This is a genomic window from Methylobacterium sp. Leaf111 (assembly GCF_001423285.1).
In the GTDB taxonomy this organism is placed as follows: Bacteria; Pseudomonadota; Alphaproteobacteria; order Rhizobiales; family Beijerinckiaceae; genus Methylobacterium.
The window spans coordinates 77,395-99,030 of the sequence record NZ_LMNE01000034.1; the positions used below are offsets into that span (position 1 = coordinate 77,395).

23 protein-coding genes are annotated in these 21,636 nt (G+C 70.0%); 6 read left to right on the top strand and 17 right to left on the bottom strand.

Features of this window, described 5'->3' with window-relative positions; translation table 11 throughout:
* Positions 1–13: 13 nt before the first annotated feature.
* Positions 14–325 carry a hypothetical protein gene (locus ASF41_RS15450; protein ID WP_056494711.1) on the bottom strand — a complete coding sequence of 104 codons (312 nt, stop codon included), beginning with the start codon at positions 323–325 and terminating at the stop codon, positions 14–16.
* A 307-nt stretch (positions 326–632) separates the two neighbouring features.
* Here ASF41_RS15450 and ASF41_RS15455 point away from each other — a divergent pair, with 307 nt between their 5' ends.
* Both ASF41_RS15455 and ASF41_RS15460 read left to right on the top strand, forming a co-directional pair.
* On the top strand, positions 633–2,930 hold the full coding sequence (locus ASF41_RS15455) for an FdhF/YdeP family oxidoreductase (RefSeq protein ID WP_056494713.1): 2,298 nt from the start codon (positions 633–635) through the stop codon (positions 2,928–2,930).
* Positions 2,927–3,232 (top strand): hypothetical protein, encoded by a 306-nt coding sequence (locus tag ASF41_RS15460; protein ID WP_056211561.1) that lies wholly within the window; start codon positions 2,927–2,929, stop codon positions 3,230–3,232. The genes ASF41_RS15455 and ASF41_RS15460 overlap by 4 nt, the downstream gene beginning before the upstream one ends.
* A 12-nt stretch (positions 3,233–3,244) precedes the next feature.
* Here ASF41_RS15460 and ASF41_RS15465 read toward each other — a convergent pair whose 3' ends face one another.
* From ASF41_RS15465 to ASF41_RS15480, 4 genes are all read right to left on the bottom strand, one after another.
* Positions 3,245–4,045 carry a hypothetical protein gene (locus ASF41_RS15465; protein WP_056494716.1) on the bottom strand — a complete coding sequence of 267 codons (801 nt, stop codon included), beginning with the start codon at positions 4,043–4,045 and terminating at the stop codon, positions 3,245–3,247.
* A 48-nt stretch (positions 4,046–4,093) separates the two neighbouring features.
* Positions 4,094–5,200, bottom strand: coding sequence for an alkene reductase (locus tag ASF41_RS15470; protein ID WP_056494722.1), 1,107 nt, complete (start codon positions 5,198–5,200; stop codon positions 4,094–4,096).
* A gap of 143 nt (positions 5,201–5,343) precedes the next feature.
* Positions 5,344–5,940, bottom strand: coding sequence for a hypothetical protein (locus ASF41_RS15475; protein ID WP_056494725.1), 597 nt, complete (start codon positions 5,938–5,940; stop codon positions 5,344–5,346).
* An 82-nt stretch (positions 5,941–6,022) separates the two neighbouring features.
* A complete protein-coding gene (locus ASF41_RS15480; protein ID WP_056211552.1) occupies positions 6,023–6,907 on the bottom strand; it encodes a CoA ester lyase in 885 nt (294 codons plus the stop codon).
* A gap of 174 nt (positions 6,908–7,081) precedes the next feature.
* Between ASF41_RS15480 and ASF41_RS15485 the strand changes: the two genes are divergently transcribed.
* On the top strand, positions 7,082–7,411 hold the full coding sequence (locus tag ASF41_RS15485; RefSeq protein ID WP_056494728.1) for a DUF167 family protein: 330 nt from the start codon (positions 7,082–7,084) through the stop codon (positions 7,409–7,411).
* A 13-nt stretch (positions 7,412–7,424) separates the two neighbouring features.
* Here the strand turns inward: ASF41_RS15485 and ASF41_RS15490 are convergent, their stop codons facing one another.
* From ASF41_RS15490 to ASF41_RS15525, 8 genes are all read right to left on the bottom strand, one after another.
* A complete protein-coding gene (locus ASF41_RS15490; RefSeq protein ID WP_056211547.1) occupies positions 7,425–7,763 on the bottom strand; it encodes a hypothetical protein in 339 nt (112 codons plus the stop codon).
* Between the two features lie 44 nt (positions 7,764–7,807).
* Entirely contained in the window at positions 7,808–8,179 is a 372-nt protein-coding gene (locus tag ASF41_RS15495; protein ID WP_056494730.1) for a tRNA-binding protein, read from the bottom strand.
* A gap of 6 nt (positions 8,180–8,185) precedes the next feature.
* A complete protein-coding gene (locus tag ASF41_RS15500; RefSeq protein ID WP_056494733.1) occupies positions 8,186–9,010 on the bottom strand; it encodes an FTR1 family protein in 825 nt (274 codons plus the stop codon).
* A gap of 49 nt (positions 9,011–9,059) precedes the next feature.
* Positions 9,060–10,484 carry a 4Fe-4S binding protein gene (locus ASF41_RS15505; protein WP_056379526.1) on the bottom strand — a complete coding sequence of 475 codons (1,425 nt, stop codon included), beginning with the start codon at positions 10,482–10,484 and terminating at the stop codon, positions 9,060–9,062.
* A 34-nt stretch (positions 10,485–10,518) separates the two neighbouring features.
* Positions 10,519–10,860: a cupredoxin domain-containing protein gene (locus ASF41_RS15510; protein WP_056211540.1), complete on the bottom strand. Its 342-nt coding sequence runs from the start codon at positions 10,858–10,860 to the stop codon at positions 10,519–10,521.
* A gap of 5 nt (positions 10,861–10,865) precedes the next feature.
* Positions 10,866–11,429: an iron transporter gene (locus ASF41_RS15515; RefSeq protein ID WP_056211538.1), complete on the bottom strand. Its 564-nt coding sequence runs from the start codon at positions 11,427–11,429 to the stop codon at positions 10,866–10,868.
* A 186-nt stretch (positions 11,430–11,615) separates the two neighbouring features.
* The gene (locus tag ASF41_RS15520) at positions 11,616–12,989 is read right to left on the bottom strand and encodes an MATE family efflux transporter (RefSeq protein WP_056494734.1); all 1,374 of its coding nucleotides are present in this window, start codon (positions 12,987–12,989) and stop codon (positions 11,616–11,618) included.
* 45 nt (positions 12,990–13,034) lie between these two features.
* Positions 13,035–13,508 (bottom strand): gamma-butyrobetaine hydroxylase-like domain-containing protein, encoded by a 474-nt coding sequence (locus ASF41_RS15525; protein WP_056211534.1) that lies wholly within the window; start codon positions 13,506–13,508, stop codon positions 13,035–13,037.
* 161 nt (positions 13,509–13,669) lie between these two features.
* Between ASF41_RS15525 and moaA the strand changes: the two genes are divergently transcribed.
* Together moaA and ASF41_RS15535 are read left to right on the top strand one after the other, a co-directional pair.
* Positions 13,670–14,707, top strand: coding sequence for a GTP 3',8-cyclase MoaA (moaA, locus tag ASF41_RS15530; protein ID WP_056273558.1), 1,038 nt, complete (start codon positions 13,670–13,672; stop codon positions 14,705–14,707).
* A 58-nt stretch (positions 14,708–14,765) separates the two neighbouring features.
* Entirely contained in the window at positions 14,766–15,650 is an 885-nt protein-coding gene (locus ASF41_RS15535; RefSeq protein ID WP_280138150.1) for an NAD(P)-dependent oxidoreductase, read from the top strand.
* Here the strand turns inward: ASF41_RS15535 and miaA are convergent.
* Positions 15,628–16,590 (bottom strand): tRNA (adenosine(37)-N6)-dimethylallyltransferase MiaA, encoded by a 963-nt coding sequence (gene miaA / locus ASF41_RS15540; protein ID WP_056494737.1) that lies wholly within the window; start codon positions 16,588–16,590, stop codon positions 15,628–15,630. The genes ASF41_RS15535 and miaA overlap by 23 nt on opposite strands.
* Before the next feature lie 19 nt (positions 16,591–16,609).
* Here miaA and serB point away from each other — a divergent pair, with 19 nt between their 5' ends.
* Positions 16,610–17,506, top strand: a complete 897-nt coding sequence (serB, locus tag ASF41_RS15545; RefSeq protein ID WP_056494742.1) for a phosphoserine phosphatase SerB — start codon at positions 16,610–16,612, stop codon at positions 17,504–17,506.
* A gap of 357 nt (positions 17,507–17,863) precedes the next feature.
* Here serB and ASF41_RS15550 read toward each other — a convergent pair whose 3' ends face one another.
* The 3 genes from ASF41_RS15550 to hflK form a co-directional block, all read right to left on the bottom strand.
* The gene (locus ASF41_RS15550) at positions 17,864–19,402 is read right to left on the bottom strand and encodes a DegQ family serine endoprotease (protein WP_056273565.1); all 1,539 of its coding nucleotides are present in this window, start codon (positions 19,400–19,402) and stop codon (positions 17,864–17,866) included.
* A 106-nt stretch (positions 19,403–19,508) separates the two neighbouring features.
* Positions 19,509–20,462, bottom strand: a complete 954-nt coding sequence (hflC, locus tag ASF41_RS15555) for a protease modulator HflC (protein WP_056211525.1) — start codon at positions 20,460–20,462, stop codon at positions 19,509–19,511.
* A complete protein-coding gene (hflK, locus tag ASF41_RS15560) occupies positions 20,459–21,631 on the bottom strand; it encodes an FtsH protease activity modulator HflK (protein WP_056211523.1) in 1,173 nt (390 codons plus the stop codon). The genes hflC and hflK overlap by 4 nt, the downstream gene beginning before the upstream one ends.
* Positions 21,632–21,636 lie beyond the last annotated feature (5 nt).

Genomic DNA, 21,636 nt, shown 5'->3' on the forward strand with positions numbered 1-21,636 from the left:
CAGGCGTCGGGCGTCAGGGTCGGTCATCCGGTTTCCGCGCCGGCGCGCGCCGGCGGCCCGTGCCGGCCAGGACGGCGCCACCGGCCGCGAGGCCGAGGAGGATCCATTTCAGGGGAAGGCGCTCCGCGCCCTCGCTGCGCTGGGGCGCGGTCACCATGTGGCCCGGCGGAAGCTCCACGCCGGGCTTGCCGTAGGCCTGCGCGTCGGCGATCTGCTCGGCCGACACGGCCCATTCGGCGCCGATCTGCCGGTCATGCGCCATCAACGCGAGGCCGACCGCGAGGCCGACGGCCGCCGCCGCGAAGATCCTCACCGGCGTCCGCATCTCCCCCGCTCCCGTCTTCCCCGCTTTCCAGCGGCCGATCCGGCCCGAGGGTTAGGCGATCGACCCGCCGTCCGCCAGGGACCGGGGCCGGAGAGGAAGGTCCCGATTGTCCGCATTGCGGCCTTGAACGGTTTTAACCCGGTCTTCATCGGCTCTGCAAAAAACGCATGGGACCCCTAACGGCATGACTGGCCTGCGTTTTCGCGCGATTGAGCGCGCACTGTGCATCGCGATATCGCTGGGGCGAGACTGCTCCGCTTCGCGGCCGATCGTCGGCCATGCGAGCCCTGCCCCTCAGGACCCCGTCATGGATCATCCGGTCGCGACCCCGAAGCGCTCCTCCGCGGCTGGCGGCTGGGGGGCCCTGAAAAGTTGCGGCAAGCACCTGCTGGGAAGCCGGGCGCCCCTGTCGGGTGCGCGCGCGATGCTGAAAGCCAACCAGCCCGACGGCTTCGACTGTCCCGGCTGCGCCTGGGGCGATCCGGCGCACGGGTCCTCGTTCGAGTTCTGCGAGAACGGCGTGAAGGCGGTGTCCTGGGAGGCCACCGACAAGCGCACGCCGCCGAAGTTCTTCGCCAAGCACACCGTGAGCGCGCTGCGCGGCTGGACCGACTACGCCCTGGAGGGCGAGGGCCGCCTGACGCATCCGATGCGCTACGACGCGGCCAGCGACCGCTACGTCGCCACGACCTGGGACGCCGCCTTCGCGGAAATCGGCGCCACCCTGCGCGGGCTCGACCACCCGGACCAGGCCGAGTTCTACACCTCGGGCCGCGCCTCGAACGAAGCCGCCTACGTCTACCAGCTCTTCGCCCGGCACTACGGCACCAACAACTTCCCCGACTGCTCCAACATGTGCCACGAGGCCAGCGGCATCGCCCTCCAGGCGGCCATCGGCGTCGGCAAGGGCACCGTGCTGCTGGAGGATTTCGAGAAAGCCGACGCGATCTTCGTCGTTGGGCAGAACCCCGGCACCAACCATCCGCGCATGCTCGGCGACCTGCGGCGGGCGGCCCAGCGCGGCGCGAAGGTCGTGGTGTTCAATCCCGTGCGCGAGCGCGGGCTGGAGCGCTTCGCCGACCCGCAGAACACCGTGGAGATGCTGCGCGGCGCCAGCGCGCCGGTGGSGAGCCACTACTACCAGCCACGCCTCGGCGGCGACATGGCGGCGTTCCGGGGCATCGCCAAGGCGGTGTTCGCGGCCGACGATGCGGCCCTGGCCGCCGGCCAGCCGTCGCTGCTCGACCGGACCTTCCTGCGCAACCACACCGCGGACTACGAGGCCTACCGGGCCGCCGTGGACGCCACCCCCTGGGAATCCATCGAGGACCAGTCCGGCCTGGCCCGGGCCGACCTCGAGGTCGCGGCCGGGGTCTATCTCGCCGCCGACAAGGTGATCTGCACCTGGGCCATGGGCGTGACCCAGCACCGCCACTCGGTGGCCACCGTCCGGGAACTCGCCAACGTGATGCTGCTGCGCGGCCATGTCGGTCGCCCCGGCACCGGCCTGTGCCCGGTGCGCGGCCATTCCAACGTGCAGGGCGACCGCACCGTCGGCATCAACGAGAAGCCGCCGGCCGCCCTCCTCGACGCCCTGGAGCGGGAATTCGGCTTCACCGCCCCGCGCGCGCACGGCCACAACGTGCTCGCCGCCATCCGAGCCATGCTCGACGGCTCGTCGAAGGCCTTCATCGGCCTCGGGGGCAACTTCGCCCGCGCCACGCCGGACACCACCCTTGTGGCCAAGGCCCTGGCCTCCTGCGAACTCACCGTCCACATCGCGACGAAGCTCAACCACTCGCACCTCGTGCCGGGCCGCGTCGCCTACCTGCTGCCCTGCCTCGGCCGCACCGAGATCGACCGGAACGCGAAGGGCAAGACCCAGATCGTCACGGTCGAGGATTCCATGAGCATGGTCCACGGCTCGGGCGGCATCAACAAGCCGGCCTCGGCCGAGCTGCGCTCCGAGATCGGCATCATCGCCGGCATGGCGGCGGCGACGGTCGGCTCCGCGCGGGTCGACTGGGCGGCCCTCGCCGACGATTACGACCGCATCCGCGACCTGATCGAGCGTACGATCCCGGGCTTCACCGGCTACAACCTGCGCGTCCGGCGCCCGCGCGGCTTCATGCTGAAGAACCTCGCCGCCGAGCGCAGCTTCGAGACGCCGACCGGCCGGGCCAACTTCTCCGCCGATCCCCTGCCCGAGGCGACGGAGCACCAGCGGGCGAAGCGCGCGAGCGACACCTTCGTGCTCCAGACCTTCCGCAGCCACGACCAGTACAACACCACGATCTACGGCCTCGACGACCGCTACCGCGGCGTCTACGGCGAGCGCCGCGTGGTCTTTGCACACCCGGACGACCTGGCCGAGATCCGGGCCCGAACGGGCGACCGGGTCGACATCGTCGGCACCCATGACGACGGCGTGACCCGGGTGGCCGAGGATTTCCGCCTTGTGCCCTTCGACATGCCGCGCGGATCGCTCGCCGGCTACTACCCGGAGCTCAACGTCCTCGTGCCGCTCTCCACCTTCGGCGAGGGCAGCGACACGCCGACCTCGAAGTCGGTGCTGGTGCGCCTGCGCGCGCCGGCCGCCGCATGAGCGAACCGCCGGCCGACGCGGAGACCTTCCTGGCGGCCACCGACGCGGTGGTCGCCCTCCAGCCCGGACTCTCGACCCTGGAGGCCGGCATTCTCGCCGCCCTCCACCTCGACCTCGCCCGAGACAGCCGCAGCTTCGCCCGCGTCTTCGACCTGGAGCACGCCCTGGTGCTGCGCGCCGTCGAGACGCTGGCGAGCGAGGCGGGACTCCTCGCCCTGACCGACCGGAACGCGCGGACCCAGCGCACGCGCTACGTTGCCAGCCCGGCGGGGGATGCGGTGCTGGCGCAGCTGCATGGTTAAGTTGTTCGAGGGTCAGCGGACCGAGGGGGCGATCACCTCGGTGCAGTCACGGGTTTCCGTCCGGATACCCGTCTCGATGAACGGCGAGCGAAGAAGCTGCGCCTTCTCCTCATCGAGCAGAATCGCACGCGGATAGGTGATATAGCCCTGCATCATCAAGGCCTCGGCACGACACTGGGCAGTTTGGCAGACTGGTGACCGGTCCGGATGCATCAATCCGATCGTGTGCAGAAACTCATGCCCGATACCGCCGATCCAGCGGCACCTTCCCGCAATTTCAGCTCCATTCGCCCTGTCGCAGGCAGGAACAATACGCTCGCCAGACAAGCCGCGAAGGTCGTTGGCCGAGACAACGGCGACGCCACTGCCACCAGCGCCGGATTGTCCGCAGGCATGGTCAGCATCGACGTAGACCAAAAAGCGTGAGGCGGGATCGTTGAACCGGACAACGCCCATACGCAAGAGTTCATCCACCGTATTGCGATAGAATGCGCTGTAGCCGGTGTGTCGGTCGGTGGAGCGAAACCAAGCTGCGTTCTTCTCGGACCGGACGATGCGCACCGCCGGATCTGCAAGGCGAAAGGTCGGGCCCCTGAGCGCATCGCTCAGCCAAGCTTGAAAATGCCTGACTCCGAACTCGGCAGCACGCCGGTAACTCTCGGACTCCTGACGGTCGGCTGGCAGCAGATAGATGACCTGCACGCTCGGCGCCGCGCTCACGGCGCCGCCCGAGAGGGCGGCGCCAATGAGACCAAACACAACGAAGGCCACCTGGAATCCACGCATCGTCATGGCTCCGAGCGTGGCAGCCATTTCTTACGAAGTATCTCCACTCAACCCTAAACTGTGATTCTTGCCCGTTCAGCGCTTGATCGCCACCGGCCCGTTCATGCCGGGCCAGTCCGAGTAGCCGTTGGCGCCGCCGCCGTACCAGTATTGTTTCGGGGCCTCGGCGAGCGGCGCGCCGGCCTCCAGGCGCTGCACGAGGTCCGGGTTGGCGATGTAGGGGCGGCCGAAGCTGAACAGGTCGGCGCGGCCGTCCGCGAGGTCCTTCTCGGCCAGTTCCAGGGTGTACTGGTTGTTGCCGATATAGGCGCCCTTGAAGCGCTCGCGGATCTGGCCGAAGTTTACCGAGTCCGGCACGTCGCGGGTCTGCTGCGTCACGCCCTCGATGGTGTGGACGTAGAGCAGGCCGAAGGCGTTCAGGGCCTCCACGTAGGCGCCGAAGGTCGCCTTCGGGTCGCTGTCGAGGGGGGTCTTGCCGGGCTCGGTGGTGGCGGGCGACAGGCGGATGCCGACCCGGTGGCCCCCGCCCCAGACCTCGGTCACGGCCTTCACCACGGCCAGCGGGAAGCGCAGGCGGTTCTCGATCGAGCCGCCGTACTGGTCGGTGCGGTGGTTGGTGGAATCGCGCACGAACTGCTCGAGCAGGTAGTTGTTGGCCGAGTGGATCTCGACGCCGTCGAAGCCGGCGCGCTTGGCGTTCTCGGCGGCCCGGCGGTAATCCGCGACGATGCCCGGGATCTCGTCCGTCTCCAGCGCCCGCGGCGTCACGTGCGGCTGCATGCCGGATTCCGTGAAGGCCGTGCCCTCGGGCTTGAGCGCCGAGGGGGCCACCGGCAGCTGTCCGCCCGGCTGCACGTCGGGATGCGAGATCCGGCCCGTGTGCCAGAGCTGGAGGAAGATCAGGCCCCCATTGGCGTGCACGCCCGCGGTGACGGGCTTCCAGGCCTCGACCTGCGCGTCGCTCCAGATCCCCGGCGTGTAGGCGTAGCCCACCGCCTGGGGCGAGATGTTGGTGGCCTCGCTGATGATGAGGCCGGCATTGGCGCGCTGGGCGTAGTAATCCACCGCGAAGTCCGGCGGGACGCCCTCGGTGGAGGAGCGGCTGCGGGTGAGCGGCGCCATCACGACGCGGTTCTTCAGGGTGAGGTCGCCCAGGGTGAAGGGCTGAAGGATCGGGCTCATGCGGTCGGCTGTGTCCTGGATGGGACCGGGCGCGCAGGCGCGCCGGGCTTCAGGCGGGACAAGCAGCGGCGCTGGAGGGTGTTCCCGCGCAGGAGCTGGACGCAATCCTGCCCCGCTGCGTTGATCACTCCGACGCGATGCGCTCAGCGCTCCACCCTCCCGCCATTGGCGGCTACGAGCGCAAGCATCGTCTGGCCGAGAACGTGTTGGCGGACGTCGAGGTTGGTGATGTCGACGTTGTACAGATCCGGGGTTCGACGCCCAAGCAGGCCCGTACCGCCGCGATCGAACAGGCGCCGGGGCGGAAGGGGCGTATGCAGGCCCAGGCGAACCCAGCACCCATTCCTCCTCGGAACGATCCGCGCGGTCGCCACGTCCGTCCAGCGAAGGATCTGTCCCGAACGCCGATCGGTGACGCCATCGAAATCGAGAATCAGGGTCAGTCCGCCACGGGTAAGATCCTCCATCCCGAAGAGGGCCTTCGGCATGAAGCAAAGCAACAGGAACGCCAGGGCGCACAGGACCAGCACCGATCCGCCGGGATCGGCCGCGACCGTCAAGGCTTGCCAGAGCAGCATTACGAACAACGCCAGAGTGGGCATCATGAAGCACCACGCGATGGCCGTGATCGCGACCTGCGCGAACGTGCGGGCCCCGGCTGTCAGCGGAAGCGATACCGAAATCGGCGGGATGTTGTAGGTCCGCGAGAAGGTGATCTCACCCGGGATCTCGATGTTCAACGAAGTCCGCCCGTCGTTGGCCGCGCCAGAGACGGGCGATCCGCAAATGGATGATCGAGGATCATCGAGGCCGGACGCGGCTTCAATACCCCTTGGCGGCGATCGCTTCGCGCCAGTTCACCGCCCGGCGGGCCATGCCGATGTGCTGGCGCTCGTACATGCGGCCCTCGATCTTGATCGCGCCGCGCTTGGCGTTCTCCGCGCGGTCGAAGGCCTCGATGACGAGGCGGGCGCGGCGGACCTCCTCGTCGGAGGGGGCAAAGCAGGTGTTGGCCGGCTCGAGCTGGTTGGGGTGGATCAGGGTCTTGCCGTCGAAGCCGAGGTCGCGGGCCTGCTGGCACTCGGCCCGGCAGCCCGCCACGTCCTCGATGTCGTTCCAGACGCCGTCGAGGATGGTCAGGCCCTCGGCGCGGGCGGCCGCCAGGGTGAACATCATCCAGGGCAGCATCGGCACGCGGCCGGGCACGAGCTGGGCCCAGGTGTCCTTGGCGAGATCGTTGGTGCCCAGCACGAAGCAGGTCAGGCGGGTGCGCCGGTCGCGCTGCGCCTTGGCGATCTCCTGGATGTTGAGGATCGCCGCCGGGGTCTCGATCATCGCCCAGACGGCGATGCTCTCGGGGGCGTCGAGGGCTTCGAGGTGGTTGGCGATGCTCTCCAGCACGGCCGGTGAGGACACCTTCGGCATCAGGATCGCGTCGGGGCGGGCCTGGATCGCCGCCTTGAGGTCGGCCTCGCCCCAGGGGGTCTGGGGGGCGTTGACGCGGATGATGATCTCGCGCTCGCCGTAGCCGCCGCCCTTCACCGCAGCGCAGACCTGCTCGCGCGCGACGTCCTTGGCGTCGGGCGCCACCGCATCCTCCAGGTCGAGGATCAGCGAATCCGCCGACAGGGTCTTGGCCTTGTCGAGCGCCCTCTGGTTCGAACCGGGCATATACAGCACGCTGCGGCGCAAGCGGAGGTCGGACATCTGGCGTTCCCGTGATTTTCGCTGAAGCTTAGTGCAACACGTCAGGCGAGACACCCCGATACCGCCGGATTGACGTGGCATTCCAGCGATTTTGTTGCAACGCACGCGGCGAACGCGGTCCGCCCCTGTCCGGCGACACGGATTTCGGGCCGGGCCTTGGAGGGTCGGATACGGATGAGCGAGCCCTACCAAGTGACCCCGGACGGCCTGCGCCTCGCCCTGCGCCTGACACCGCGGGCGGGCCGCGACGGGCTGGACGGTCTGGTGGCGGATGCGGAAGGGCGCGTCGCCCTGCAGGTGCGCGTGGCCGCGCCGCCCGTCGCGGGCGCCGCCAACGCGGCGCTGCTCGCCTATCTGGCCAAGGCCCTGAAGCTCCGCCGGTCCGATATCCGGATCGTCTCCGGCGAAACCGCCCGCCTCAAGATCGTCGCCCTGTCCGGCGACGGCGCGGCGCTCGCCGCCCGGCTGGCCGCATGGACCGAAGGTGCCACCCTGCGCCGGTAGGGCGATGACGCCCTCAGTGGCGGAGCGGGGCGGTGAGGCTGAACACCACCGTATAGTCGGGATTCTCGACCACCGGGTCATCGGGGGAGAGTTGATACGAACCGGGATCGGCCGGCTCGATGGCTTCGAGGATCGGCACCATCGTGAAGGCCGCTGCGCCGTCGAAGGGCCGGATCGTGATTCCGGCCTCGGCATCCACGGTCTCGACCCGGCCGAAGACCTGCTCGCGGCGGATCAGGGTTCCGTCGTGATCCAGGTAAGTGATGCCGACGAAGAGCGTCGCGCCGATCAGCTGATCGGCGAACCCGTCGTCCCACTCGATGCCGGATTCGTCGTGTCCGTGGTCGCTCATGCGGACAGGGATGGCGAAAAACCGACCGTCCGGCAACCCGCCCCTCAGAACAGGCGGCTGCCGTTCGGCACGGCCTGGTCGGGGCGGACCAGCACCACGGCGCCGTTCGGATCGGCGAAGCCCAGGGTGAGCACCTCCGACAGGAACTTGCCGATCTGGCGCGGCGGGAAGTTCACCACGGCGGCGACCTGCCGGCCGGGCAGGTCCTCGGCCCGGTAATGCTCGGTGATCTGGGCGCTCGACCGCTTGGTGCCGATCGCCGGACCGAAATCGATGACGAGCTTCAGGGCCGGCTTGCGCGCCTCGGGGAACGGCTCGGCCGAGACGACGGTCCCGACGCGGATATCCTCCGCCAGGAAGGCGTCGAAGGGGATGGGCGGGGCGGCCGGTGCATCGGCGGGGTGGGTGACGTGCATGGACGCTCAGGCGGTGCGGAGCTGGCGGCGCTTGCCGGTGGACGACACCTGCATCAGCGCGACCATGACCAGGATGGTGCCGAGATAGACCAGGACCTGCATGCCGCTCGGGCGGTCCGTGTAGCCCACGAGGGCGTGGAGCACGCGTCCGACGAGGCTGTCCTCCCGCAGGACGGCGGAGGTGTTCCACAGGGGCCGGTCGAGCACGGTGATCAGGCCCGCATTGGTGAGGAACTGCGCCGCCTGCGCCGCGAGGCCCGCCGCCAGCAGGACGATGAGGCCGCTCGTCACCGAGAAGATGTAGCGGGTCGGGATCGCGGCGAGGCCGAAATAGCTCACCGAAGAGGTCGCGGCGCCGACGGCGACGCCGGCCAGGGCGCCGAACTGGATGTCCGGCCCGGAGGTGCCGGACGCCACGAGGCCGTAGAGGAACAGCACGAGCTCCGCACCCTCGCGCAGGATCGCGGCGCCGACCACTAGGGCGAGGCCGGCGGCCGTGCTCTGGCCGGTGCGCACCGCCTCGCCGGCGGCCCGCAGCTCGCCCGCGAGTTCGCGCCCGTGCTTGGCCATCCAGGTGTTGTGCCAGATCAGCATCAGCACCGCGACGATGAGGACGCCGGCGTTGAGAATTTCCTGTCCCGCGCCCTCGAAGGCGTCGGAGATGCGTTCGGCGAAGAGCGCCACCAAGCCCGCGCCCGCGAGGCCGCCGAGGACGCCCAAGGCGATCCAGCGTCCGCGCCCGGCGATGCCGCGGGTGGCGGCGAGCACGATGCCGATGATGAGGCCCGCCTCGATAACCTCGCGGAAGGCGATGACGAAGGCTCCGATCATGCGGAGGATTCCTTTTCGCGTGTTCGCAGGAGCGGCCGCGCCGGCCGCCCTACCAGATCCAGAACAGCAGCACCCAGCCGGAGACCGAGAGGGTGCAGGCGGCGGCGATGCCGAGGGTCGCGCCGATGCGGCGCAGGCCCCGCGCCGAGAGGCCGGCCACAGACCAGGCGAGCCAGACGCTCCACAGGCTGGTGCCCAGCAACAGCGCGGCGCGCATCTCCGAGACGTAGGGAATGAGGATGCCGTCGCCGCGCAGGAAGGTGACGGTCAGCGCCGAGAGGCCGAGGAACACGCCGCAGCCCGCCACCGGGATCAGCGCCTGGGTAAGGTGGTGGAAGCGGGCCCGCGACCAGCCGAGGGACAGGGTGGCCAGGGCCACGAGGCCCGAGAGGGAGACGCCGAGGACGATCGCGGCGGCGGCGATGTAGCCCAGCAGGAGCCCGCCATCGAGGAGGCTGAGCACGTCGTTGTGCTCGGGATAGTTCGTCAGGATGTACCACGGCAGCGTGGTCTCGAGGGGCCAGGTCGTGCCGCGCTCGATCAGCCAGGTGGCCAGCGCCTGCTTGACGTCGATGAACCAGGGACTCGACGACCACTGGAAGGCGCCGACGGCCAGGCCCATCATGCCGAACAGGATCAGCACGGTCTGGTCGAGGCTCGGCTCGGTGCCGGCGACGTGGACGATCTCGTGGGTGGGCGAGCGCCGGGCGAGGCGCACGGCCCCGCGATAGCCGGAGCAGCGCCCGCACATGTGGCAGGCGCCCGCGCCGGTCATCGTCTTCACCGGCACCAGCGGCGCGCAGTTGAAGGTGTCCCCGCGCGGCTTCGGCGAGGCCGCCCAGCCCGCGTGATCGACCTGAAAGCTCACCGGCGCGAGCTTGGCCAGCACCGCGAAGACCCCGTTGACGGGGCAGAGGTAGCGGCACCAGACCCGCTTGTTGCGGCCGTAGAGCAGCCCGACGACGATCGCCGCCACGGTGGAGCCGCCGAGCACCGCCAGCACGGGCTTGGGGTAGCCGTAGACGCTGACCATCTGGCCGTAGACGGTGGTCCCCGCGAAGGCGATGAACGGCCAGCCGCCCCAGGTGATCCAGCGCGGCACGGCGCGGCCCAGGCTCCAGCGGCTGGCGAACTCGGTCAGCGCCCCCTCGGGGCAGAGGATGCCGCACCAGGCCCGGCCGACCACCACCATGCTCACCAGCACGAAGGGCCACCAGATGCCCCAGAACGCGAACTGGGCGAAGACGGTCAGGTTGTTCCACAGGTGCGCGCTGCGGTCGGGCAGCGGCAGGAAGGCCGGCACCGCGACCAGCACGAGATAGACCGCGATCACACCCCACTGGATGGTGCGGATGGTACCGCCGTGGCGCTGCATCCACTGCCCGAGATCCGCGAGCTTCGCGTCGATCCAGGCGTCTCGGGCGTCGCGCGGCGTGCGGACGTCTTGCGGCTTGAGGGACGTCGAGGCTGCCATTCCGGTTCGGTTCGCCTGGGCTGTCAGGCCCGCTTCACTTCGCCACCAGGGTGGCCTTGGAGTTGGGGTGGAAATCGTCGAACACGTCGTAGCGGCCGGGATCGACGGTGCGGAACACGATGGAGGAGGTCGCCCCCGCGGCCAGCGCCTTCTCGCGCTTCAGTTCCACGCTCTCGAACTCCACCGGGCTGGTGCCCGTGTTGGTGATCTCGAGCTTGAAGCGGGTGTTGGCCGGGACCTCGATGACGTCCGGGGTGATGGTCCCGTCCTTCATCTCGACCTTGATGACCGGCAGATCCTCGGCGCGCGCCGGACCGGCGGCGGCCAGTAGACCGGCCGCGAGGGCGGCGGTCAGGGTTCGGGAGAGAACGGCCATGGGGCTCAGTAGGCTCCCTTCTTGCCGATACCCGCGAAGGTGAAGTCCTGGATCAGGTCGAAGGGCTTGAACCACTCGGCAACGCCGGTCTCCTTGTCGACGTGGCGACCAAAATGGCTGTGCGGGCCGGGCGGCGCGACGGTAAGCTTGAGGCGGTAGCGGCCGGGGCCGGAGAGCTTGACGTTGTCGCCGTAATGCGGGCCGTCATTGGCGACCATCGGCATCAGCGAACCGGTCACCTTCGGCCCGGTGGCGGCCTCGCCCTCCAGCTTGGTGATCTCGAAGCTGACCGTCAGGGACGGCACCCAGTCGCCCTCGGCGAAGCCGTTGCGGTTGTCCTTCGCCGCGTGGATGTCGGCCTCCAGATGGATGTCGGACGCGGCTGCGGCGCGCATCATGTCCGGCGGATCCATCTCGATCGGCTGGAGGTAGACGGCCCCCACCTCGATCCCGTTCTGGGTCACGTGCGGGCCGATGGGCGTCTCCTTCGCCTGGGCCCCGCTCCCGAGGGAGACGGCGCCGGCGACGAGAACGACCAGGGCGAGGGAGGAGCGGAGATTCTTGCGCATCGTGTCTAGCGCGTAGACCAGACGATAAACCAAGCAAAGAGGCTTTTTCGTCACGTTCCTTAATAAGAACAATTCTAAACTAAAGCTCTACCTGAGCGTCCAAGTAAACCCTGATGCAGTCGCGGTCGCTGATCTTGCGCGTGACTGACGCTGCCAATGCCGGCACGCCGCTGTGCCGGACCCGCGTCACGCAGGCGTGAAGTCAACCGCGTGCTTCTCCCGAGGGATCGCGCCCGCCGGAGAGAAGGTCCGCCGCGTCAGGCCCGGATAGGCCAGCGCCTGGCTGATTCCGCGCCCGGCCAGCAGGATCAGGAACGAGAGCCAGAGGCCGCCATTGCCGAGGCCGGCCGCGTGGGCGGCGAGGAGGGCGAGGCCGTAGGCCGCGCTCGCCACGAGCATGAGGTTGCGCATCGCCCGGGTCCAGGTGGCGCCGATGTAGATGCCGTCGAAGGCGAAAGGCAGCGCCGCCAGGAAGGGCGCCAGGGCCGCCGGCAGCAGGTAGAGCCGGGCCATGGCCCGCACCTCCGGGCTCGTGGTCACCGCGTCGATGAAGGCGTTGCCGGCGAGGAGGAACCCGCCCGCGATGGCGCCGCCGAAGGCGAGGCACCAGAGCAGGCTCAAGGTGGCGGCGCGGCGGAAGCGGGCCTCGTCCCGGGCGCCCACCGCCTGGCCGCACAGGGTCTCGGCGGCGGTGGCGAAGCCGTCGAGGAAGAAGCCGCCGATCATGAAGAGATTCCACAGGACGGCGTTGGCTGCCAGCACCACGTCGCCCGAGCGGGCGCCGAGCGCCGAGAACAGGGTGATGCAGCCCACCAGCAGCAGGGTCCGGATCATCACGTCGGCGTTGACGCTGAGCATCCGGGCGAGCGCCAGGGGATCGCGCACCACCCGGAACGGCACCGCGAAGGGGCGCGAGCCGAGCCGCGCCAGCAGGAGCAGGCCGAGGCCGGCGCCGGCCGCCTCCGCGATCAGGGTGGCGAGCCCGGCCCCGGCGACGCTCATGTCCGCGCCGAGGACCAGGGCCAGGGTGAGGACGATGTTGGTGAGGTTGATGGCGACCTGCAGCATCAGCCCGAGATCGGTGCGCCCGCGCCCCAGCACCGAGCCGAGGATGGCGTAGTTCGCCAGGGTGAAGGGGGCCGCGAAGATGCGGATGTGGAAATAGGCCGCCAGCGCGGCGATCACCGCGGGGCTCGCGCCGCTCAAGGAAAAGGCCGCCCGGCCGATCGGCCCCTGCAGCCCCACGATCACCAGCCCGACCACGACGGCCGCCGCGAGGGCGCGGGCCAGCGTCCGGTCGACCTCGGCGCGGTCGTTTGCCCCCACCGCCTGCGCGGTCAAACCGGCGGTGGCCATGCGCAGCGAACCGAACGACCAGAAGATCGCATCGAAGATCACCGCGCCCAGGGCCATGGCGCCGAGGAGCGCGGCATCGCCGAGCCGGCCGATCACGGTGGCGCCGACGAAGCCGAGAAGCGGCGTCGTCACGTTGGCGAGCGTCATCGGCAGCGCGAGCGCGAGGACGCGCCGGCTCGTCGCCGGGCTGGTCGAGGGCGTCATATCGATAGGGTCCTGCAGCGGCCTTCCGGGCGACGGTCGATCCGTTCAGTGGCAGCCGCAGCCGCTGCCGCAGCTTCCGCCGCCCTCGCTCGGGGTGGGGGTCGGCTTCGCGGCCCGGCGCACGGGATCGCGGCTCAGGCCCCGATCCTCCAGCTCGGACAGGTAGGTCGCCCAGCGGTTCCGGTACTCGCGCCCGAGATCGTAGAGGTAGCCCCATCCGAACAGGCCGGTGTCGTGCATGTCGTCGAAGGTCAGCTTGACGGCGTAGTTGCCAATCGGCTCGACCTTGAGGATCGCCACGTCGCGCTTCGCCCCGATCACCTTGCGCTCGGAGGGCGAGTGCCCCTGGACCTCGGCCGAGGGGCTCGAGACGCGGAGATACTCCGCCGGCAGGGCGAAGCGGCCGCCATCCTCGAAGGCGACGTTGAGGGTGCGCTTGTCACCCGAGAGGCGGATCTCGGTGGGCCAGCGCTCGGATGCGGCCGGGGCCGCGTGCGGATCGACAGCCTGTTGAGTCATGGTGGCTTCCTTCCGGCCGCGTCGGCCGCACGGGTTGCATGGCCCCTGCGACCGACGCAAACTTGCCCGCGAGGGTGCGAGACCTCATATGACGTGCCATGTTAGGTTCGTCACGCGACCGCGCCAACGTTTCCTCACCCCAACAGAGCACAGAATCCCGCATGTGGGGTCCCCGCGCCACCGACGACGCTGCCCCGATCGCGCCTGCGCCGCTGATCGACCCGTTCCAGCGGGCGATCACCTACCTGCGCATCTCGGTCACCGATCGCTGCGACCTGCGCTGCGTCTACTGCATGTCCGACGACATGCAGTTCCTGCCCAAGCGCGACCTGCTCTCCCTGGAAGAACTGGACCGGCTCTGCGCCGTGTTCATCCAGCGCGGCGTGCGCAAGCTGCGCATCACCGGCGGCGAGCCGCTGGTCCGCCGCGACATCATGCACCTGTTCCGGCGCCTGTCCCGACACCTCGACACGGGCGCCCTCGAAGAACTGACGATGACCACCAACGGCACGCAGCTCGGCCGCTTCGCGCCCGAACTCGCCGAACTCGGCGTGCGCCGCGTCAACGTCTCCCTCGACACCCTCGACCCGGACAAGTTCCGCGCCGTGACCCGCCGGGGCGACCTGAAGGTGGTGCTCGACGGGATCGAGACGGCGCGCAAGGCGGGCATCAAGGTCAAGATCAACGCGGTGGCGCTGAAGGGCGTTAACGAGGACGAGATCGCCGACATGATCGCCTGGGCCCACGGCGACGGCATGGACATGACTCTCATCGAGGTCATGCCGCTCGGCGAGATCGAGGGCGACCGCACCGACCAGTTCCTGCCCCTCTCGGTGGCCCGCGCCCGGCTCGAGCAGCGCTACACGATGACGCCCCTGCCCGACCGCACCGGCGGCCCGGCCCGCTATGTCCGCATCGCCGAGACCGGTGGGCGCCTGGGCTTCATCACGCCGCTGACCCACAATTTCTGCGAGAGCTGCAACCGGGTGCGCCTGACCTGCACGGGCAAGCTCTACATGTGCCTCGGCCAGGAGGATGCGGCCGATCTCCGCGCGGTCCTGCGCGCCTCGCCCGACGATGCCCTGGTGACCCAGGCGGTGATCGACGCCATCGCGCGCAAGCCCAAGGGCCACGACTTCGTCATCGAGCGGGCCCGCCCGGCCGCCGTGCCGCGCCACATGAGCGTCACCGGCGGATAAGTCTTCGCGATGGTTTGACGCTCGGGAGCATCGCTCCTAGACCCCGCTCGTATCCAGGATACGAGCGGAGATGATGATGGCGAAGGTCGCGTTTCTGGGCCTCGGCGTGATGGGCGGCCCGATGGCCCGCCACCTCGCCGCCAAGGGGCACGAGGTCACCGTCTACAACCGCACCGCCGCCAAGGCCGAGGCCTGGGTCGCCGCCCATGGCGGCGCCTTCGCGGCTACCCCGCGCGAGGCCGCCAAGGGCCAGGCCATCGTCTTCGCCTGCGTGGGCAACGACGACGACCTGCGCAGCGTCACCCTCGGCGCGAACGGCGCCTTCGCCGGCATGGAGAAGGGCGCGGTCTTCGTCGACCACACCACCGCCTCGGCCGAGGTCGCCCGCGAGCTCGCCGACGCCGCCGGGGCCGCCGGCCTCGGCTTCATCGACGCCCCCGTCTCGGGCGGGCAGGCCGGCGCCGAGAACGCGGCCCTCACCGTGATGTGCGGCGGCGAGGCCGAGACCTATGCGGCGGTCGAGCCCGCGATCCTGTGCTTTGCCCGCGCCAGCCGCCTGATGGGCCCGGCCGGCTCCGGCCAGCTCACCAAGATGGTCAACCAGATCGCCATCGCGGGGCTGGTCCAGGGCCTGTCCGAGGCCGTGCACTTCGCCAAGCGCGCGAACCTCGACGTCGAGGCCGTGCTGGAGGTGATCTCCAAGGGCGCCGCCGGCTCCTGGCAGATGGAGAACCGCGGCAAGACCATGAACGCGGGCAAGTTCGACTTCGGCTTCGCCGTGGACTGGATGCGCAAGGACCTCGGCATCCTCCTGGCCGAGGCCCGGCGCAACGGGGCGCAGCTGCCGGTCACCGCCCTGGTCGACCAGTTCTACGCCGACGTGCAGGGCATGGGCGGCAACCGCTGGGACACCTCGTCCCTCATCGCCCGCCTGGAGAAGTGAGCGCCGCCTGGGCCCGCTCGAGGGCCTCCTCGGGCGGCGTCCAGAGCCAGTCCGGCCCCATCTGGTGCCGGAACCAGGTGAACTGGCGCTTGGCGTAGCGCCGCGTGTCGCCCTGCCCGCGCCGGAGCGCCTCCGCCCGCGACAGCGTCCCGTCGAGATGGGCGATCAGGCCCGGCACCCCGTGGGCGCGCATGATCGGCAGCAGCGGGTCGAGGCGCCGGTCGCGCAGGGCCTCGACCTCGCCCAGCGCCCCGTGCGCGATCATCGCCTCGAAGCGCGCGTCGATGGCCCGGCGCAGGGCCTCGCGCTCGGGGGCCAGGAACAGCTTCACGAGCGGCAGGCCGGACAGCGGCCCGGGGGTGCGGGCCCCGTGGAATTCCGCGATGGGCCGGCCGGTCGCCGCGAACACCTCGAGGGCGCGCATCACCCGCGCCCGGTCGCTGGGGCGCAGGGCCGCCGCCCCGGCCGGGTCGCGCTCGGCCAGATCGGCGTGAAGCGCTTCCGTCGCCCGGCCCTCGGCCCGCGCCCGCAGGGCCGACCGGACGTCGTCCGGCACCGGCGGCAGCTCCGAGAGCCCCTCCTCCAGAGCGCGGAAATACAGGCCGGTGCCGCCGACGAAGATCGGCAGGCGCTTCTCCGCGCGCAGCGTGCCGATCAGCGGCGCCGACTCACGGGCGAAGTGCCCGGCCGAGTAGTTCACCGCGCCGTCCACGTGGCCGTAGAGGCGGTGGGGCGCCTCGGCCTCCTCGGACGCGCTCGGCCGGGCGGAGAGCCGGCGCAGGTCGGCATAGACCTGCATCGAGTCGGTGTTGATCACCACTCCGTCGAAATCGCGGGCGAGCGCCAGCGCCAGGCCCGACTTGCCCGAGGCAGTCGGCCCTGCGATGAGGATCGCCGCCGGCAAAACCTGCGCGTGCGTGCGTTGCGTGACCGGCGACACTGGCGTGGAAAACTCCCGGATGACCCTCGTCGCGATCCTGATAGCAAACGAGAGCCGCCCCGCCATCACCGATGCGGTGCTGGCCGAGACCCGGGCGGTGCTGCGCACCGAACACCAGCCCCGCATCCTGCATGGCGAGGTCGCCGCCGAGGTGCTGGTCCCCGGCGCGTCCGCCGATGCGCCGGCGCTGGCCCGGCGCCTGCGCGCGGCCCTGGCCCACGAGCCGATCGATGTGGCGGTGATCGAGGCCGGTCCGCACCGGCGCAAGCGCCTGTTCCTGGCCGACATGGACTCGACCATGATCGAGCAGGAATGCATCGACGAGCTGGCCGACACGATCGGCCTGAAGGACCGGGTCGCCGCCATCACCGAGCGGGCGATGCGGGGCGAGATCGCCTTCGGCCCGGCCCTGCGCGAGCGCGTCGCCCTCCTGCGGGACGTGCCCGTGGACACGATCGACGCGCTGATCGAAGCGCGCATCACCCTGACGCCGGGCGGCCGCACCCTGGTGCGGACCATGAAGGCCCACGGCACCCACACCTGCCTGATCTCCGGGGGCTTCACCCTGTTCACCGGGCCGGTCTCAGCCCGGATCGGCTTCGACGAGGCCCACGCCACCACGCTGGGCATCCAGGACGGCCGGCTCACCGGGGAGGTGATCGAGCCGATCGTCGACAAGGAGACGAAGCGCGCGACCCTGGTCGCCCTGCGCAGCCGCTTCGGCCTCGACGCCGCGGAGACCCTGGCGGTGGGCGACGGAGCCAACGACCTCGACATGCTCGCCGAGGCCGGCCTCGGCGTCGCCTTCCGGGCCAAGCCCAAGGTGGCGGCCGCCGCGCAGGTGCGCATCGACCACGGCGACCTCACGGCGTTGCTCTACCTGCAGGGGTATTCGTCGGCCGAATTCGTGGGCTGAGCGGCGCCGCCATGCCGGGGCACCTCGGGCGGCCCCGGAATGACATGGTGCTGAGCGCGGGTTTCCGGCCTGACCACAGCCGACACCGCGCCGTCATTCCGGGGCGCCGCAGGCGAGCCCGGACCCGAAGGGGCGCGCCAACGGCGTTCAATCCAGAACCGCCGACCCTGCAAGACCTTGCGCCACCTGTGTTTCTGGATCCCGGGCTCCGCTGCGCGGCCCCGGGATGACAGGGAGCGACGGGACATGCTTCGGCCGGTGAATCGGCCGGCTGCGAATCAGAGTAGCCCCACCTGCCAAAACAAAACCGCCGCCCTCTCGGGCGGCGGCTGGGTGTGTCCGAATGGCGTCTGGGAATCAGTCGATCCCCAGCGCCACGAAGCGGACGTCGCCGCTCGCGCTGGCGACCAGGAGCAGGACGGACTTGCGGCCATCCTTCTTGAGTTGGTCGATGCGCTTGCTGACGTCGGCGGGTGCGTTCACCGCTTCCTGCCCGACCTCGACGATGACCTCGCCCGGCTTGATCTGCTTGTCGGCCGCCGTGGAGTTCGGATCGACGCGGGTGACGAGGACGCCCTTGAGGCTGTCCTTGAGGCTGTAGCGCTTGCGGGCCTCGTCGGTGATGCCCGACAGGTTGAGGCCGAGCACCTGGCGCACGGCGCTCTCGGCCTCCGGCTGCTTGACGCTGGCGAGGGTCGGCTTCTCGGTGTCCTCGAGACGGCCGAGGGTGACCGACTTCGTGGTCTCGGCGCCCTTGCGGATCACGAGCACGTCCACGACCTTGCCGACCGGGGTCGAGGCGACGATCCGGGGCAGGTCGCTGGACGACTTCACCGCCGTGCCGTTGAACCTGACGATGACGTCGCCGATCTCGAGGCCCGCGGCCTTGGCCGGGCCCTTCTCGTCGACGCCGGCGACCAGGGCGCCCTTGACCCCGTCCTTCATGTCGAGGGCTTCCGCCGTGGTCTCGTCCACGTTCTGGATGCGCACGCCGAGCCAGCCGCGGCGGACCTCGCCGAACTCGCGCAGCTGGTCGATGACCTGGGACGCGTTGTTCGAGGGCACCGCGAAGCCGATACCGACCGAGCCGCCGGTGGGCGACAGGATCGCCGTGTTGATGCCGATGACCTCGCCGTTCATGTTGAACAGCGGGCCGCCGGAATTGCCCTTGTTGATGGCAGCATCCGTCTGGATGTAGTTGTCGTAGGGGCCGGACTCGATGTTGCGGCCCCGGGCCGAGACGATGCCGGCCGAGACCGAGCCGCCGAGGCCGAAGGGGTTGCCGATGGCGATGACCCAGTCGCCCGGACGCATCTTCTCGGAGTCGCCGAAGGGCACGGCCTTGAGGGGCTTGTTGGCCTCCGGCTTCACCCGCAGCACCGCGAGGTCGATCTTGGCATCCTTGCCGATGATCTCCGCCTTCAGCTTGGTGCCGTTGTGCAGGATGACCTGGATGTCGTTGGCGTCGCCGATGACGTGGTTGTTCGTCACCACGATGCCGGACGCATCGATGATGAAGCCCGAGCCCAGCGAGTTCGACTTGCGCTGCTGCGGCTTCGGGCGGTCGGCCTCGCTGCGGTCGCCGCCGCCGCGCTGGCCGCGCTTGTTGAAGAACTCCTCGAACAGGTCCTCGAAGGGCGTGCCCTGTGGGAGCTGCGGGCCGGAGCGGGCGTTGGGCCGGGCGTCGACCGTGGTCGAGGCCGAGATGTTCACGACCGCGTCGGTGACCTGATCGGCGAGGTCGGCGAGGGATTCGGGGCCCTTGGCGAAGGCCGGGGCCGGGGCGCCGGTCACGGCGAGGGCGGTCGCCAGCGCGGCGGCGGCGAGGGCAGAGCGCAGGCTGCGCTGAAGCGCTCGGGAACGGGGCGCCCGGACGGCGCTCGCGACGGGAACCATAATCGACCTCATCTGTCTCAAGACGTCCTTAGATCGTCTCCGCCGTCCGCCGATCAAGAGTCCGGCGGCGAACCGGGGTCCGCCGCCGGAGCGTCATGGTGACCGCTCAGCGCAGCGTGCCGGTGGAGCCGGGCTCCGCCGGGGCGCGCGTGCGGGCGGCCGGCGTCGCCGGGGTCCGGCCCTGCGGATCGCTGAAGTAGCGGAAGAAGTCCGACGAGGGGCTGATCACGAGCCGCGTGTCGGAGCCCTTCAAGCCGGTCTCGTAGGCCTGCATGGAGCGGTAGAAGCTGAAGAAGTCCGCGTCCCTGCCGTAGGCTTCCGCCAGGATGCGGTTCTTGTCGGCGTCGCCCTGTCCGCGCAGGGTCTCGGCCGTCTGGTTGGCCTCCGAGAGCAGCACGGTCACGTCGCGGTCGGCCTTGGCCTTGATCGTGACCGCGGCCTGCTCGCCGGTGGCCCGGATGTCGGCCGCCTCGCGCTGGCGCTCCGTCGTCATGCGCTTGTAGACCGCCGAGCTGTTCTGGGCCGGCAGATCGACGCGGGTCATGCGAAGGTCGACGATCTCGACGCCGAGCTCCTTGGCCTGCCGGTTCACGTCGGCCTGGATCTGGTTCATCAGCTCGGCGCGCTGGGTCCGGACGATGGCGTCGCGGGTCGAGCGGGCGAGCAGGTTGCGCAGGGCCGAGTTGGTGAAGCTCGCCAGCAGGGTGTTGGCGCGGGCGATGTTGTTGGCCGACTGGTAGAACTTCAGCGGATCGATGATCCGGTAGCGCGCGAACGCGTCCACCTCGAGGTTCTGACGGTCGGTGGTCAGCAGGGTCTGGACCGGGAGATCAAGGTCGAGCACCCGCTTGTCGAACAGGACGACGTTCTCGAAGAACGGCAGCTTGAAGTAGAGGCCAGGCTTGTCGGTGCCGGTCTGGTTCAGGACGGCGCGGACGCCGCCGAAGCGGAGCACCAGGGCCTGCTGCATCTGGCCGACGGTGAAGACCGAGGCGTAGAGGCCGACGGCCACGGCGGCCGCCACGATCATGAGGCCGGTGCGGAGGGCTTGGTTGTTCATCGGGCCACTCCACCGGCAGCGTTGCGGGGACCGAACTCGGTCAGCGGCAGCACCGGCAGCACGCCGGCAGCGCTGGCGCCGGTGCCGGCACCGGCTCCGTTCTGGTCGATGATCACCTTGTTGACCGAGCCCAGGACCCGCTCCATCGTTTCGAGGAAGATGCGCTCGCGGCTGATGACCGGGGCGACCTTGTAGGAATCGTAGACCTGGGTGAAGCGGGCGGCCTGACCGGTCGCGTCGGCGGTGGACTGCGTCTTGTAGGCTTCCGCCGCCTGGATGATCTTCTGCGCCTCACCCTTGGCGAGGGGCACCTTCTGGCTCTCGTAGGTGCGCGCATCGTTCTTGGCGCGCTCGGCGTCCTGCTGCGCCGCGTTCACGTCGAAGAAGGCGGGCCGCACCTCCGGCGGAGGCTGCACGCTGACGAGCTGCACGAGCTCGATGCGCACGCCGGCGCCGTACTCGTCGAGGGCCTTCTGGGTGATCTCGCGGACCTCCTGGGCAACGCTCGACTGCTCGTTCGTCAGGATCGGCTGGATGTTGCGGCGGCCGACGACCTCGCGCATCGCGCTCTCGGCGATGGCCTTGATCGTCCCTTCCGGGTTCTCGAGGTTGAAGACGAAGTCGGACGCTTTCAGGGGATTGATGCGCCACTGCACCTCGAAGTCGAGGTCGACGATGTTCTCGTCGCCCGTGAGCATCAGGCTCTCCTCGGGCTTGTCGACGGTGCGGCTCTGGTTGCCGAGCCCGGCGCGGTAGCCGATCTGCACGCTGTTGACCTGGCCGACATTCGGCTTGGTCACGGCGCCGATGGGAGCCGGAAAGTTGTAGTTCAGGCCCTGGCCGGTGGTGCTGAGATAACGGCCGAACACCGTCTCGATGCCCACCTGCTGCGGCGCCACGGTGTAGAACCCGGTGGCGAGCCAGACGGCGACCACGATGCCGCCGGCGATCAGGAGGCCGCGGCCTCCACCGAACGATCCACCCGGGAGCACCCCGCGCAGGCGGTCCTGGCTGCGCCGGAGGAGATCCTCGAGGTCGGGCGGGGTCTTGCCACCGCCGCCGCCACCGCCGCCCCACGGGCCACCCCCGCCGCCATTGCCGCCGCCGCCTCGGCCCCAGGGCCCTCCCCCGTTGCCGCTACCGCCGCCGCTCTGATTGCTCCAAGGCATGCTCG

Excerpts from the sequence above, each read along its gene's own strand:
- ASF41_RS15450 (WP_056494711.1), bottom strand. The coding sequence starts at position 325 with ATGCGGACGCCGGTGAGGATCTTCGCGGCGGCGGCCGTCGGCCTCGCG.
- ASF41_RS15460 (WP_056211561.1), top strand. The coding sequence starts at position 2,927 with ATGAGCGAACCGCCGGCCGACGCGGAGACCTTCCTGGCGGCCACCGAC.
- ASF41_RS15465 (WP_056494716.1), bottom strand. The coding sequence starts at position 4,045 with ATGGCTGCCACGCTCGGAGCCATGACGATGCGTGGATTCCAGGTGGCC.
- ASF41_RS15470 (WP_056494722.1), bottom strand. The coding sequence starts at position 5,200 with ATGAGCCCGATCCTTCAGCCCTTCACCCTGGGCGACCTCACCCTGAAG.
- ASF41_RS15480 (WP_056211552.1), bottom strand. The coding sequence starts at position 6,907 with ATGTCCGACCTCCGCTTGCGCCGCAGCGTGCTGTATATGCCCGGTTCG.
- ASF41_RS15485 (WP_056494728.1), top strand. The coding sequence starts at position 7,082 with ATGAGCGAGCCCTACCAAGTGACCCCGGACGGCCTGCGCCTCGCCCTG.
- ASF41_RS15490 (WP_056211547.1), bottom strand. The coding sequence starts at position 7,763 with ATGAGCGACCACGGACACGACGAATCCGGCATCGAGTGGGACGACGGG.
- ASF41_RS15495 (WP_056494730.1), bottom strand. The coding sequence starts at position 8,179 with ATGCACGTCACCCACCCCGCCGATGCACCGGCCGCCCCGCCCATCCCC.
- ASF41_RS15500 (WP_056494733.1), bottom strand. The coding sequence starts at position 9,010 with ATGATCGGAGCCTTCGTCATCGCCTTCCGCGAGGTTATCGAGGCGGGC.
- ASF41_RS15505 (WP_056379526.1), bottom strand. The coding sequence starts at position 10,484 with ATGGCAGCCTCGACGTCCCTCAAGCCGCAAGACGTCCGCACGCCGCGC.
- ASF41_RS15510 (WP_056211540.1), bottom strand. The coding sequence starts at position 10,860 with ATGGCCGTTCTCTCCCGAACCCTGACCGCCGCCCTCGCGGCCGGTCTA.
- ASF41_RS15515 (WP_056211538.1), bottom strand. The coding sequence starts at position 11,429 with ATGCGCAAGAATCTCCGCTCCTCCCTCGCCCTGGTCGTTCTCGTCGCC.
- ASF41_RS15520 (WP_056494734.1), bottom strand. The coding sequence starts at position 12,989 with ATGACGCCCTCGACCAGCCCGGCGACGAGCCGGCGCGTCCTCGCGCTC.
- ASF41_RS15525 (WP_056211534.1), bottom strand. The coding sequence starts at position 13,508 with ATGACTCAACAGGCTGTCGATCCGCACGCGGCCCCGGCCGCATCCGAG.
- moaA (WP_056273558.1), top strand. The coding sequence starts at position 13,670 with ATGTGGGGTCCCCGCGCCACCGACGACGCTGCCCCGATCGCGCCTGCG.
- serB (WP_056494742.1), top strand. The coding sequence starts at position 16,610 with ATGACCCTCGTCGCGATCCTGATAGCAAACGAGAGCCGCCCCGCCATC.
- ASF41_RS15550 (WP_056273565.1), bottom strand. The coding sequence starts at position 19,402 with ATGGTTCCCGTCGCGAGCGCCGTCCGGGCGCCCCGTTCCCGAGCGCTT.
- hflC (WP_056211525.1), bottom strand. The coding sequence starts at position 20,462 with ATGAACAACCAAGCCCTCCGCACCGGCCTCATGATCGTGGCGGCCGCC.
- hflK (WP_056211523.1), bottom strand. The coding sequence starts at position 21,631 with ATGCCTTGGAGCAATCAGAGCGGCGGCGGTAGCGGCAACGGGGGAGGG.